Source organism: Paenibacillus sacheonensis, from assembly GCF_009909195.1.
Lineage (GTDB): Bacteria > Bacillota > Bacilli > Paenibacillales > Paenibacillaceae > Paenibacillus_Z > Paenibacillus_Z sacheonensis.
This window is the reverse complement of record NZ_JAAAMU010000005.1, coordinates 390,401-403,557: the sequence shown is the minus strand read 5'-3', so window position 1 is coordinate 403,557 and position 13,157 is coordinate 390,401. Positions and strand designations below refer to the sequence as shown.

The window sequence follows — 13,157 nt, the reverse complement described above, 5'->3', positions numbered from 1 at the left end:
TGCTGCATTGTCAGTAAACTGCTGGACACTCGGAGGCTTTGGGCGCGTAGAAGCAATGGGATTTAAATTTATCGACCAACCGCTGATCCCACCAAGTCGGCGGGCAGCTGCCGGCCGGACGGAAATACCAGAGGGAATTGGTGGCCGGCCATTGCCGCTCGCCGTTGATGACCCGTTTGGCCAGGGCGATTTCATTGTCCCGGGCCGCTTGATAAAAGTAGCCCTTCTGAGTCGCTTCGAACCCTCCCGGACTTTGGAAGACCATCTGCTGGATCGTGCGAATGTTCCGGAAATCGATGCAGTTGCCTCGTACCCGGTTGACGCCGACGTTGCCGACCATCAGCATGCCGAGGTTGCCTTCGCCTTCGGCTTCGGCACGCAGCAGCCGCGCCAGAAGCTTTACTTCTTCCGAGTTGGATTTAATGACTGCCATTGCCGAACCTCCCACATCCTTTCGCTCAGTTGGGCCATGAACCACATTGACAGTGTATTGAGAACTGGGCAAAATGGTTCCAACCGGTGTCAAATTCATGAACGACAACCGCGAACATTGTCAAGAGCTTGTTTTTTCGGTATGATTAAGAACGATTTTAAAAAGAAAATCTAGACACAAAATGGGCGGAAAATTCGCTCATCGGGATCGGAAGCGGGGAGGCTGGCTGTGCTTAAAGATTATGTGGCCCTGACAAAACCGAACATCATACGATTAAACGCAATTGCTGCGTTCGGCGGGTTTTGGGTCGCTTCCAAATGGGATAATATCGATTGGTTGCTACTGCTCTACATGTTAATCGGCTCGGCGTTGACGATGGCATCGGCTTGCGTCATCAACAACTACTGGGACCGTGAATTGGACAAGAAGATGGAACGCACCAAGAATCGCGCGCTTCCGACAAAGAGGCTGAACCCGAACGCCGTTCTGGTTTACGGAATCGTGCTCGGCATTATCGGGCTGGCGGTGCTGTTCGCCCTTGTGAATCCGCTCACAGGCTGGCTTGGCCTGCTCGGATTTTTCGTCTACGTGGTCATCTACACGATGTGGCTCAAACGGACGTCGACATGGAGCACGTCCATCGGCGGCATTTCCGGGGCGATGCCTCCGGTCATCGGCTATTGCGCGGTGACGGGCGTCGTGGACGAAGGCGCTTGGATTTTGTTCGCGCTGCTCTTCCTGTGGCAGCCGGCGCATTTTTGGTCGCTCGCCATTCGCCGAGTGGAAGAGTACCGCGCGGCGGGCTTTCCGCTCCTGCCCGTCGTCAAGGGAATCCCGCGGACGAAGCTGCAAATGCTGCCCTATATCGTACTGCTGATTCCGACGGGAATCCTGATGTTTACGTATGATTACGTCGGTTATACCTACCTGATCATATCGCTGATCTGCGGCATCGTCTGGCTCGTGCACACGTGCATGGGAATACGCGCCGCCGATACGACCAAGTGGGCAAGAACGAATTTTCTGATTTCCATTAACTATCTGATGGTCGTGTTCCTCGTTATGATCGCGGATACGAACGGCGCGATCGGTTAGGAGGGACGTAGAACATGCACGTGTTGCGCAAGTATGGTTTTGCGATTGCGGTGCTCCTATTGTGCGCCGCGATGGGCCTTTATTTATATCTCTCCTCATCCAAAGGGTCCAGCGTCAATTTGGATCAGAACCTGAAGGCGCCGAATTTCGCCCTTACGGATCTGGACAATAACAAGGTGACGCTGGACGAGACGAACGGCAAAGTCAGGGTCGTCTACTTCTTCTACGCCAACTGCCCGGACGTCTGTCCGCCGACGACGTATTTGATGACGCAGGTGCAGAACAAGCTGAAGGAGAAGGGCTCGTTCGGCAAAGACGTCGAGTTCATGTGGGTAACCTTCGATCCGAAGCGGGATACGACGGAAGCGCTGAAAGAGTATTCGAGCAAATTCGACATCGATACGAGCGGCTGGAAATTCCTGCGGGAAGACAACGCGGAAGCTACGGAGAAGCTGATGAAGGATTTCGGTCTGGGGCTTCTGAAGGACGAGAAAACGAATACGTTCACGCATACGGACACGATTGCCTTCGTCGACCGTAAAGGCGTCGTGCGCAAATACTTGACGGGGTCCATCGACGAGACGCAGAGCGCGGATAAAATCGTGGACGTCATCAATGCGCTCGTGAAAGATTAACGCATGGCCATATTTCTCTCTATACTATGGAACAACGTAATCCCGCTGTCAGTCATGATTGCTTTAGGCATCACGCTGCATCGGGTTTTTTCTTTGGATATCAAGACGCTGTCCAAGCTGAATTTTTATTTGTTTTCCCCGGCTATTATTTTTAACTTATTGTATACGACCGAGATTTCGATGAACGTACTGCTGAAGGTATTGTTATTCTTCTTTGTTTTCATGTTTCTGCTCTACGGCTGCGTGGAAGCGGCGATCCGGATCAGGCGAACGCCCAAAGCGATGCAGGGCGCGGTGCGCAACAGCGTGCTCTTCTACAACAGCGCGAATTACGGCATACCGCTCAACCAGCTTGCGTTCGCTTCTAATCCGTACACGCTGTCCGTCCAGGTGCTGATCATGATGATGCAGTCGCTCATACCGAATACATACGGCATCTATAACGTGAATTCCCATAAACTGCAGGCGAGGGATATCGGGCGGACCATTCTGGGACAACCCGTCATCTACGCGATTCCGATGGGCTTCCTGCTGCACACCTTCCATATCGAAATTCCGAAGGCGCTCGATATTCCGCTGAATTACTTGGCCAACGCGTTCATCGGCACGGCGCTTATCACGCTCGGCGTTCAGCTCGGGAGCATGAAGCTGACGCTGCGGCATCCCAAGCTGAAGGACGTGCTGATCTCCGTCGTGCTCCGCTTGATCGGCGGACCGCTGCTTGCGCTCGCCGTCGTCTGGCTGATGCGGACGAACAGCTTCACGATGATCGACAGCCTGATGGTGAAGGCGCTGATCGTCTCGTCTTCCGTGCCGACCTCGCTCTCGAGCGTCCTGCTGGCAGTGGAATTCGACAACGAACCGGAATTCGCCTCGCAGGTCGTGCTGCTGTCGACGACGCTGAGTATCATCACGGTGACTTGCGTGATTTACCTGCTTCACATCTAAGTGTGATTAGATGCTTTGATTCAAAGTTATCCGGCTACAACAGCGATTGGAAACCCATACTGCCCGCAGAGCATGCTTCTGCCGATGGCTTGCAATCCAACTTTCAAATCCCGTCTTCCTTACTCCAACTGGCGGCGCTCCGAGGCGGATACACGATATACGCCTCAAGGCCCGCCTTTTCCAATTGCTCGATCAGGTACTCCTCAGGCGTTTTCTCTACGCCAGGGTAGCCGCGCCGCGTGTGAATATGCTCGGCGTCGGGGAACGCGTCGCGGAGCATGCCGCGAATGCGCCGCCCGGATGCGTCGTTATCGGTGAATATGTACACCTGCTTGTCGCCGGCCTGCCGGCGCAGCTTCTCGAGCTGGAGCGTGCCGGGCGTGCCGAACGTGCACAGGATGGGAACATCCTCGTGCAGCACGCGCCGAAGCCGGCTGCGGTCATTCTTGCCTTCTACGATTATAGCGATATCCATGGAAGCGTCACCTCTTACCGTCATCTTACCGCATTTGCGCGCGAAACGAAAAACGGCCTGCCGGGATAACCCGGCAAGCCGTTTTTCACATACCCGATATGAAGAATTTTAGCACCAGCAGCCGCTAAATACGATAACGAGCAGGATGAAAAGCACGAGAATGATAGCGGAATTTCCGAATCCGTGATGACCATGATGGCCGTGGATTGGCTCTACACATTGAGACATTGTGAAGTCACCCCTCTTTCGCCTAATGAGGACTAGGGCTTCAGGCGCTTTGCGTTTAAGCATTACAGCCGCATGCCACACAGTACTATATGCCCCGGAGTGATAAAAGCCCTGTGCACTTACCCAGTATGGGAAAAATGGGCGCCTGCGTCCCGCGCATCGCCGGTCCGCTTCGGATCGGAATAAAAGGGAAGAATCGAGACGGCCAGCATCAAGGCGACGAACGCGATGTAGTAGGGGGAGACGAAATCCCGCAGCTGGCCTGCCAGCATCGGCCCCATGAAAGCGCCGATGGAGAAGGCGATCGACAGAATGGAGAAGATGCGTCCATACCGCTCGCCGCCGCTGCGTTCGATGAGAAGCGAAGACAAGGCAGGGAAGATAACGCCTTTGGCCATGCCGAGGAAGAACAGCAGCACGAAGAAAGGAAGCGGCGCGCCTGCCGCGATCGCAAAGTAGGTGAGGGCCAGCAGGAAGGCGCCCCAAAGCGAGCGCAGGAACGGCGAGAGCTTATTCAGGAACAGCATGCTGAGCGTGAACAAGGCGCCAAGGCTGACGATGGAGAAGAGCAGCCCCGTTGTCATCATGCCTTCCTTGGTCGTCGACATGAGCGGCAGCTCGAACGACAGGATCCCTTGCGCGCAGCTCATGGCTACCGGAAGCAGGAAGATGAGCCAAGGAATCGCCGGCGGTTTCTTTTTCGTTGGCGCGCCGCGCATGCCGACCATCTCCGCCTGCGCTTTGGCGAGACTGCCGCCGGCCGGCTTTTCGCTCTGGGCGGGAACGTCGCGGATGAAGAAGAGGGCGCAGACGGCCGTTCCGATCAGCACCCAGCCCAGCACGTTAAAGGCGGTCGTGAAGCCGATCTGCGCAACCAGATAAGCCCCGGCTGCGGGAGAGACGACCGAGGCCAGCGTATGAACAAGGCCGTTGCCGGACATCAGCTTCCGCTGATTCATGTGATCCGTGGCGATGCGGGCGAGGAGCGACATGCAGGCGGGCGATAGAAAAGCGAGCACGAAGCCGCTGATCGAGCGGAGCGTGAGCAGCTGCCAAGGGTCGGTCACATGCGACTGCAGCAGCAGGATGCCGCCGGCCGCAGCCAGGCTGAACACGATGAACAGCCGGCTCCCGAACCGGTCGACGCCTACGCCCGCGACGAGATTGCCGGGAAGATGAGTGATCGAATACAGCCCCATCATGAGGCCGATAAAGGACGGAGCGGCCCCCAGCGATACGGCGAAGGGCGTCAGGATGGGATATTGGGCATGCAGGTCGAAGAACGCGACGAACAGGAACAGGTAGAGCCATATGGCGGTTCTCAAGCGGGAATCACTCCTTCAGTCAAGCTTGGAAAAGCTGTTACTACTTGTACGCGCCGGAACGCCCGGATATGTCTCGACTCCGGCCTGGTTTACGCTCCCTAGGTCATGGGTTATAATGTGTGATATAATGACCTTTTGGTCGTATATTGGGGGCGTGCATGCCGAATGAGCGTTGATTTTAATTATGATACCGATACGTGGGTACAGTTTCTGAAGGATAACTGGCTGTTTCTGGTTATTGCCCTCGTCGTCCTGCTGCTTGTCGTTCGCGTCGTGAAGACCGTCGTGAAATGGCTGATCGTCGTCGTCATTTTGGCGGGCGTCGTCATCTACAGCGGATATTCGCTGGAGGACGTCAAGTCGATCGGCACGAAAGTGGCGGACAGCGTGAAACAGGAAGCGGTTGCGGCGATGGCGGGCGAAGCGAAGGACGCGACGTTCACGAACAACAGCGACGGCACGTTTACGGTCCGGACGAAGAACCTGGAGCTCGACGGAACGCCGGGCAAGGGCGAAGTGAAGGTTACGTTCCACGGCACGTCGCTCGGAACTTGGAAGATCGATACGGCGATTCAATCTCTGATCGATCAAGCGAAGAATAACGTCTGATACGGGTTACATCGATTCTGCGGCAAGACTGCAATCGTTGATTAAAGGAGGCTTCATCATGCATACATGGGTTCATACCCTGCTAAAACCGGAACCGGTTGCGCTCATGGTGGTGCTTATCCTGCTTGTCTCCTTATTTTCGGGCATGAGAAGAGGTGCATCGGGTTCCGCGAAGCACCTTTTCTTTTTTATTTGGCAGGCGGCGGCGGTCGTCGCCTCCCTGATCGCGGCAGGCAGGGGAGCGGTCTATCTGTCTCCGCGCGTTCAGGACTGGCTGATCGGCCAAGGCATCACGATTCCTGCGGAAGAGCTGGGAGCGCTGAAGCAATTCTGGTATACGGTGATTACCAGCCTGCGCGATTTTGAGCTGCTTCGTTTCGGCGTGTTGTTTCTGCTGCTGTATGCCCTTCTGCGGCTGCTGCTCCATACGCTGGAGCCGTTCGTATTCGGGTTGGTCGACGGCCTGCTCTCGCGCGGCGGCGCGGACGGACGGAGGCAGACTGGCACGTCGCCGTTGATCTCCGGCACGGCAAGCCGAACGACGGGCGCGATGATCGGCGCATTGCTCGGCGGCGGCCGCGCGTTTATCGTCATGGCCTGCCTGTTCGTCTATGTGTCCGTCCTGCCGAACGCGTTCGGCACGGACGTTATCCGGGCTTCCGCGCTGTATAACAAGACAGCGGCGGAACTGCTGGATCCCGTGGCAGGGGATGTGCTGAAGCGCGGTCCGGTAATCACGGAAGCGGTGGAAGCCGAGTTCCGGCGGGTGCTGGAGCGCAAATACGATGTCATCGATGCCGCGATCCCGCCGAATATCGAAGCGGCGGCCGCGGCGGTAACGAAGGGCAAGGCGACGGACGAACAGAAAGCCCGGGCCCTCTACGATTGGGTCGGCACGCGGATCGCGTACGATTGGGACAAAGCGAACGACTATACCGAGCGCGGGATATGGAAAGAACAGACGCCGACGGATACGTTCGCCTCTCGCAAGGGCGTTTGTATCGACGTAGCCAGACTCTACTCGGTCATGGCCCGGTCGGTGGGCTTGGAGGTTCGCGTCGTGACCGGCGTCGGCGAGACGGGAGACGGCGGCTACGGTCCGCATGCCTGGAACGAAGTGAAGCTGGCCGATGCCGGCGGTGCTTGGATTCCGCTCGATGCCACATGGGCGTCCTCCGGCGATTGGTTCAACCCCGAGGGTTTTTCGAAGACGCATATACGGGAAGCGTAAGGAGATAGATGTGATTTATGGTGCAGGACGATCCCCAGAAGCGGGAAATATCGAGGCGGAGAAACTTTTCGTTTCGGTTGAACTTATTCTTTTTTGCCACGTTTTTCTTATTCAGCGTCTTGATCGTCCGATTGGCGATCCTACAGTTCGTCGACGGCCCCTCCCTTCGGGAAGAAGAGGAGAGGCGCGGCTCGACGAAAGTACTGATTCCTCCGATTCGCGGCAACATCTACGATTCAGGCGGCAAAGCGATCGCCTATTCCACCTCGACCCAGTCGCTCTATTACAGCATCGAACCGGGTGCAAAGAAGGGCGATTCCGTCGCGATGGCCGCGAAGCTGCATGGCGTATTCCAGAAACACGGGGACCCGAAGGTCGCCGTCACGCTGGAACAGATCGTCAAGAGCATGGACCTGGACTACAAGAAGAATACGGTATCGGTGCCCCGCCGAATCAAGAGCGGCCTGACATCGGGCGAAATCGCATACTTCATGGAGAACCGCGACACGTACAAGGGCATCGACATCGTCGAGGAGAGCATCCGGCATTACGATACGACGAACACGGCCGTCCAGCTCGTGGGCTATCTGAAGAAATTCGGCGGGGGCGCGGAGAACGGCTTGTATAAGGACAAGGCCAAAACCGATGACGCGCGCCTCAAATATTTGCAGCAGGAAGACGTCGGCTACGATGGACTCGAATATTTGTATCAAGACGAACTGCGCGGCAAAAACGGACTGAAGGTTTATCCCGTCAATGCGTCCAGCCGCATCATCGGGCCGCCGGTCGTCACGACGCCGGAGAAAGGCGACAATATTTATTTGACCATCAATCGGCAGGTGCAGGAAGCGACGGAGACGGCGATCATGGACCAGCTGCATTTGCTGCGGACGACGACAACCGACAAGCATGCCCCGAATGCCAAGACCGGTTATGCCGTGGCGATGGAAGTGAAGACGGGTAAAGTGATCGCGATGGCGAGCATGCCGGACTACGATCCGAATATTTGGGAAGGCGGCAGCATCTCCACGGATGATTACAATGCCATCAAGTACGTGCTGCAGAACGGGACCATCAGCCCGGTCATCGGACCGTACGACGAACCGAAAGAGCAGCGGAAGCATCCGTCGTCTATCGTGTTCCTCGGCTCTACCCAGAAGCCGCTCTCGGTACTCATCGGGTTGAACGAGAAGCTGTTCACGACATCGAGCACCTATACGGATACGGGTTCCTTTTTCTACGGTAAAGAAGGCGCCACCCGCCGCCGGATCGGGAATGCCAAGGGCCATGCGTACGGAACGCTCGACCCTGCATCGGCGATATCCCATTCCTCTAACCCGTTCATGGCCAAAATGATCGGCGACGCCCTCTACCGCAAGGACTCGAAGAACGGCGTCGACATTTGGGATCGGTACGTCAAACAGTTCGGCCTCGGCGTCAGCACGGGGAGCGGGCTGTTGAATGAGAGCCGGGGCGTAGTCGGGTATTTTCATGAAAAGGAAGCGGCGAGTTCGCAATCCGCGCTTATTCTGGCCTCCTTCGGTCAGATGGGGCGTTATACGACGCTTCAACTGGCCCAATACGCGGCAACCTTGGCCAGTCACGGCAAGCGGATGAAGCCGCAGTTCGTGAAGGAGATCCGCGATTCGGACGGTAATGTCGTGCAGACTTTTCAACCCGAGGTGCTGAATACCATTACGTTCCCGGATGCCTACTGGAATGAAATCGAAGAAGGCATGTCCAAGGTACGCTTAGCAAGCTTCAATAACGCCCCCTACAAAGTACTTCGTAAAACGGGAACGTCGCAGCAGCAGGTCAGCGGCAAAACCGTGGAAAACTCGGTGTTCATCGCCTCTGCGCCTGCAGATGATCCGGTCATTGCCGTTGCGGTCGTGATCCCGGAAGGCGGCTTCGGGGCCGACGGTGCCGGACCGGTCGCGCGCAAGATTCTGGATGCCTACGAAGACTACATCGGCTTGAACGGCGTGCCGAAGAAGCAGCCATCCCCGCCGGGAGGCAGCGCGGCTAATGGAACGACGGGCGGAACGACGGGCGATAACGGCGCCGCCAGGTAAGATCGAAGCGCGTTTTCAGCCGCGGATGGATGTGCATGTGTTTGCGATGGCATCATCGGTTTAAGGTCGCTATGGAGCGGGGAGAAGCAGACATTTGGTCCGCTTCTCCCCGTTTTGTTGTCAGGCAGCCGGGTATTGTACAAATGTTGCACAACAGCAACAGTCTTGCATATGATAAAAATATAATCGTTATCCAAGGAGGGGATCCCATGAGGAGAAATGTATGGAAGCTGCCGGCCATGCGCAGGTTCGTATATGCCGTTCTGTTTCTTGCCGGCACGCTGATCGGCGTTTGAGCGCAAGAGCAGTTTGGATTCTCTCCATTCTGTGCTAAAATTGCTCTAGTGAGCTGCCTGCAGGCGCAGCTTGGGCAAGGAGGCCATCATGGGATCGATTAAGCTAGTTGCATTGGACATGGACGGAACGCTGCTCAACGACCGGCAGGAAGTGAGCAAGGAGAACGCGAAATGGATTCGCAAGGCGCTGGATGCCGGCATTATCGTCAGCTTCGCGACGGGCCGCGGCTATGATAGCGCCCTGCCGTATGCGGAGCAGCTGGGACTCGAGACGCCGATGATCACCGTCAACGGCGGCGAGATTTGGACGCGGCCACAGGTGCTGCACCAACGGACGCTCATGTCCGTCTCGGTAGTGGAGCGGCTGCATGAGGTGGCGCTTCGCTATCCGGAATGCTGGTATTGGGCCTATACGACGATGGGCGTTTACAACAAAGAGAACTGGAGCAAAATCGCTGGCGATCTAAGCGCGCAGCATTGGCTGAAGTTTGGCTACTACACGGAGGACAAGCCTATGCTGGAAGCGATTCTGAAGGAAACCTCCTCGTGGGGCGGGCTCGAGATTACGAACTCCTCGTCTTCCAACCTGGAGATGAATCCCGAAGGCGTGTCCAAGGCGTCGGCTCTTCGCGAGCTGTGCAGCGTTCTTGGCATCGAGATGTCGGAAGTCGCCGCGATGGGCGACAGCTTGAACGATATCGCGATGATCCGGGAGGCAGGGCTTGGCGTCGCGATGGGCAATGCCCAGGACGAAGTGAAAGCGGCTGCCGATGTCGTGGGCGTGTCGAACGAGGAGGATGCCGTCGCCTACTTGATTCAAAACCATATTCTGAAAGGGTGATACGGGGATGGAAATCGCAGGCTGGATTATCGTCATCGCATTGTTCATCGTCGGTATGGCCGGCGCGATCTTTCCGATCCTGCCGGGGGCGCTGGCGATTTACGCTGCCTTCTTCGTCTACGGGTTCTTTATCTCGTTCTCGCCGTTCGGCTTTTGGTTTTGGACCATTCAAACGCTCATCGTCATCGTGCTGTTCATCGCCGACTATGCCGTCAGCGCCTGGGGCGTAAAGAAATACGGGGGTTCCCGCGCGTCGGTTATCGGCAGTACCATCGGCATTCTGGTCGGACCGTTCGTCATCCCGGCGTTCGGTCTGATACTGGGTCCGCTCCTCGGCGCCGTCATCGGCGAGCTGTTCACGGGGGCGGGCTTCGAGAGGTCGCTGAAAGCGGGGCTCGGCGCCGTCGTCGGGTTGTTTACCAGCACGGTCGTCAAATTCATTTTGCAGGGCGCAATGATTCTGATTTTCTTTCTATGGCTTTAATTCGAGGAGGCTGACGGGGAATGGTCAACGTAACCGTATGGAACGAGTTTTTACACGAGAAGCTGCATGATGAAGTAAGGGACGTCTACCCGGACGGCATTCATGAGGCGTTGAAGGCGGGCATCGGCACGGAGGGATTCCAAGTCGCGACCGCGACCTTGGATCAGCCGGACCATGGCCTGACAGCCGAGGTGCTGGCGAACACCGACGTACTGATCTGGTGGGGCCATATGGGACATGACAAAGTGGAAGACGCCATCGTCGAGCGCGTGCATGCCCGCGTCATGGAGGGCATGGGACTGATCGTTCTTCATTCCGGCCACTTCTCCAAAATTTTCAAGAAGCTGATGGGAACGGGCTGCGACCTGAAATGGCGCGAGGCCAACGAGAAGGAACGCATCTGGACCGTTAATCCGGCGCATCCGATCGCGGCAGGCATTCCGGAGCAGTTCGTGCTCGAGCGCGAAGAGATGTACGGCGAGCATTTCGACATTCCCGCGCCGGACGAGCTCGTGTTCGTCAGCTGGTTCGAAGGCGGAGAGGTGTTCCGCACGGGCTGCACCTGGTCCCGCGGCCAAGGCAAGGTATTCTACTTCCGTCCCGGGCATGAGACCTACCCGACTTATTATAATCCAACCGTGCTGCAGGTTATCCGCAACGGGATCCGCTGGGCAGCCCCGTCGGGCGCGGCGAAGCCGGTCCGCGGCAACCATCAGCCGCTTGAGGAAATCAAGGCGAAATAAGGTTCAGAGTAGGAGACTATAAGCAGCTCATGGTTACAAAGGACTCGTTAATCAAAGGCACGATCATTTTGGCAGCGGCGGCGCTGGTGGCCCGGTTCCTCGGGATTTTCCAGCGCATCCCGCTTGATTATATGACGGACAGTCATGGCGGCGGATATTTTACCGTTGCGAATAACATTTACTTAATGCTTCTTATCGTCGCTACGGGCGGCATTCCGAGCGCGATCAGCAAGATGGTGTCCGAGCGCTATGCGCTCGGCCGCCCTGACGAAGCGCGGCGAATCTACAAGGCGGCGCTGTTGTTCGGCGCCATAACCGGCGTGCTCATCACCGTTTTGCTGCTTATCTTCGCCCCGTACTACGCGACGCATATCGCGGAGAAGCCGGGAGCGGCTCTCGCCGTGCGCGCGATCGCGCCGGCGCTGCTGTTTTTCCCGATCATCGCGATGATGCGCGGCTACTTCCAAGGCCGGCAGTACATGACGGCAGGGGGCGTCTCCCAGATCGTGGAGCAGATTCTCCGCGTCATCACGGCCGTCGGACTCGGTTACCTGGCATTCGCGCAGGACTGGGGTCAAGATTGGATTGCGGCCGCAGCCACGTTCGGGAGCGTGTTCGGCAGCGTGGGCGCTTTCGCGATCATGCTGTCGTATGCCCGCAAGCTGAAGCGCCAGGATGTGAAGGACGCGGCCAAAGCTGGTCATGCTTCGACGATGACCCGTCGCTCAGCGTTGTCGTTCCAAGCCATCTATAAAGAACTGTTCAAGATTTCGGTCCCGATCGTCATCACGTCGATGACGGTGCAATTCATTTATTTCTTCGATACGTCGTTCTTCATGAAGCTGACGCACGGTTATTATGTCAGCGCCGACGCCGACCAGATGCTTGACTGGCTGGGGGTAAAAGCGCAGGCGCTTGCCGGCATTCCGCCGATCCTCGCGATCGCGCTCAGCCAATCGATGATCCCGATTATTTCGGCCGCGTACAAGGTCCGTAATATGAAGGAAGTCGAACGTCAAGCATCCCTCGTCATGCGAATCGTCGTCTTCACCGGCGTTCCGGCTTCGTTGATTATGACGGTGGCTGCCGTATCCATTACCGGCTTGCTCTTCTCCAACATCGGAGGCAGCGGCGCTGTCGCGGCACTGACGGCAGGGACGATCTTCCAGATTACGATGATGACGAGCAACACGGTGCTGACCAGCATGAACAAACCGACGCTTCCGATGCGCCATGCGCTGATCGGCATCGCCGTCAAAGTAGTTACGAGCTTGATTCTAGCGCCGCTTCTCGGCGTGTATGGCATTATCTTATCGTCCACGATCTGCTTCTTAACGATTGCTGCGCTCAACTTCCGGAGTATCCGGAAGGAAATCAATCTGAACATTCTCGGTACTCGCTGGGTTGGGTACGGGATTACGATCGCGGTCGCTTCCGGCGCCGGATGGCTGATCGATTATGCGTGCCGTACGTATATCGGAGGCCCGGACAAATTGACGTATGCCATCGCTTGCATCGCCGCGGGCATCGTTTCGCTTGGGCTTTACGTCGCATTGTTGATCCTGCTCAAGGTGATTACGAGAGATGACGTGCAGCAATTCCCAGGCGCTCTCCGCCGGCTGCTGAACCCGCTGATGCGCATAACGGCGCGGCGCGGCGCCAATTCCAATCATTAAAAATCATTTCCATATCCCCCTCTATATGGTAGAATTGACCGTGGTCTTTTTACCTAGGAGAGG

General features: G+C 56.8%; 13 protein-coding genes. 10 read left to right on the top strand and 3 right to left on the bottom strand.

The features are described from left to right. Positions 1-10: 10 nt before the first annotated feature. A complete protein-coding gene (locus tag GT003_RS12430) occupies positions 11-433 on the bottom strand; it encodes a cell wall hydrolase (RefSeq protein ID WP_161698001.1) in 423 nt (140 codons plus the stop codon). 192 nt (positions 434-625) lie between these two features. On the opposite strand from GT003_RS12430, the gene cyoE reads away from it, so the two are divergent. Genes cyoE through GT003_RS12415 form a run of 3 tightly spaced genes read left to right on the top strand, consistent with a single transcriptional unit; the run spans position 626 to position 3,111 of the window. Beyond that, a complete protein-coding gene (gene cyoE, locus GT003_RS12425; RefSeq protein ID WP_338045988.1) occupies positions 626-1,528 on the top strand; it encodes a heme o synthase in 903 nt (300 codons plus the stop codon). Between the two features lie 14 nt (positions 1,529-1,542). Further along, positions 1,543-2,163, top strand: a complete 621-nt coding sequence (locus GT003_RS12420; RefSeq protein WP_161697999.1) for an SCO family protein — start codon at positions 1,543-1,545, stop codon at positions 2,161-2,163. Between the two features lie 3 nt (positions 2,164-2,166). Continuing rightward, positions 2,167-3,111, top strand: a complete 945-nt coding sequence (locus tag GT003_RS12415) for an AEC family transporter (RefSeq protein WP_161697997.1) — start codon at positions 2,167-2,169, stop codon at positions 3,109-3,111. A gap of 103 nt (positions 3,112-3,214) precedes the next feature. On the opposite strand, the gene GT003_RS12410 is transcribed toward GT003_RS12415, so the two are convergent. Continuing rightward, the gene (locus tag GT003_RS12410) at positions 3,215-3,586 is read right to left on the bottom strand and encodes a toprim domain-containing protein (protein ID WP_161697995.1); all 372 of its coding nucleotides are present in this window, start codon (positions 3,584-3,586) and stop codon (positions 3,215-3,217) included. A gap of 347 nt (positions 3,587-3,933) precedes the next feature. Further along, a complete protein-coding gene (locus GT003_RS12400) occupies positions 3,934-5,139 on the bottom strand; it encodes an MFS transporter (RefSeq protein ID WP_161697991.1) in 1,206 nt (401 codons plus the stop codon). 165 nt (positions 5,140-5,304) lie between these two features. On the opposite strand from GT003_RS12400, the gene GT003_RS12395 reads away from it, so the two are divergent. The 7 genes from GT003_RS12395 to GT003_RS12365 all read left to right on the top strand — a co-directional run bounded on the left by GT003_RS12395 (position 5,305) and on the right by GT003_RS12365 (position 13,094). Then, complete coding sequence (locus GT003_RS12395) at positions 5,305-5,748, top strand: hypothetical protein (protein ID WP_161697989.1); 444 nt, start codon at positions 5,305-5,307, stop codon at positions 5,746-5,748. A 58-nt stretch (positions 5,749-5,806) separates the two neighbouring features. Beyond that, positions 5,807-6,979, top strand: coding sequence for a transglutaminase domain-containing protein (locus GT003_RS12390; RefSeq protein WP_161697987.1), 1,173 nt, complete (start codon positions 5,807-5,809; stop codon positions 6,977-6,979). 17 nt (positions 6,980-6,996) lie between these two features. Continuing rightward, on the top strand, positions 6,997-9,054 hold the full coding sequence (locus tag GT003_RS12385; RefSeq protein WP_161697985.1) for a peptidoglycan D,D-transpeptidase FtsI family protein: 2,058 nt from the start codon (positions 6,997-6,999) through the stop codon (positions 9,052-9,054). Positions 9,055-9,438: 384 nt separating this feature from the next. Then, entirely contained in the window at positions 9,439-10,191 is a 753-nt protein-coding gene (locus GT003_RS12380; protein WP_161697983.1) for a Cof-type HAD-IIB family hydrolase, read from the top strand. A gap of 7 nt (positions 10,192-10,198) precedes the next feature. Beyond that, entirely contained in the window at positions 10,199-10,675 is a 477-nt protein-coding gene (locus GT003_RS12375) for a DUF456 domain-containing protein (RefSeq protein WP_161697981.1), read from the top strand. 20 nt (positions 10,676-10,695) lie between these two features. After that, positions 10,696-11,418 (top strand): ThuA domain-containing protein, encoded by a 723-nt coding sequence (locus GT003_RS12370; RefSeq protein WP_161697979.1) that lies wholly within the window; start codon positions 10,696-10,698, stop codon positions 11,416-11,418. Positions 11,419-11,447: 29 nt separating this feature from the next. Further along, complete coding sequence (locus tag GT003_RS12365; RefSeq protein WP_161697977.1) at positions 11,448-13,094, top strand: putative polysaccharide biosynthesis protein; 1,647 nt, start codon at positions 11,448-11,450, stop codon at positions 13,092-13,094. Positions 13,095-13,157: the final 63 nt, after the last annotated feature.

Coding starts and splice junctions, on each gene's coding strand:
- GT003_RS12385 (WP_161697985.1), top strand. CDS start 6,997: ATGGTGCAGGACGATCCCCAGAAGCGGGAAATATCGAGGCGGAGAAAC.
- GT003_RS12375 (WP_161697981.1), top strand. CDS start 10,199: ATGGAAATCGCAGGCTGGATTATCGTCATCGCATTGTTCATCGTCGGT.
- GT003_RS12390 (WP_161697987.1), top strand. CDS start 5,807: ATGCATACATGGGTTCATACCCTGCTAAAACCGGAACCGGTTGCGCTC.
- GT003_RS12370 (WP_161697979.1), top strand. CDS start 10,696: ATGGTCAACGTAACCGTATGGAACGAGTTTTTACACGAGAAGCTGCAT.
- GT003_RS12430 (WP_161698001.1), bottom strand. CDS start 433: ATGGCAGTCATTAAATCCAACTCGGAAGAAGTAAAGCTTCTGGCGCGG.
- GT003_RS12415 (WP_161697997.1), top strand. CDS start 2,167: ATGGCCATATTTCTCTCTATACTATGGAACAACGTAATCCCGCTGTCA.
- GT003_RS12420 (WP_161697999.1), top strand. CDS start 1,543: ATGCACGTGTTGCGCAAGTATGGTTTTGCGATTGCGGTGCTCCTATTG.
- GT003_RS12380 (WP_161697983.1), top strand. CDS start 9,439: ATGGGATCGATTAAGCTAGTTGCATTGGACATGGACGGAACGCTGCTC.
- GT003_RS12410 (WP_161697995.1), bottom strand. CDS start 3,586: ATGGATATCGCTATAATCGTAGAAGGCAAGAATGACCGCAGCCGGCTT.
- GT003_RS12365 (WP_161697977.1), top strand. CDS start 11,448: ATGGTTACAAAGGACTCGTTAATCAAAGGCACGATCATTTTGGCAGCG.
- GT003_RS12395 (WP_161697989.1), top strand. CDS start 5,305: ATGAGCGTTGATTTTAATTATGATACCGATACGTGGGTACAGTTTCTG.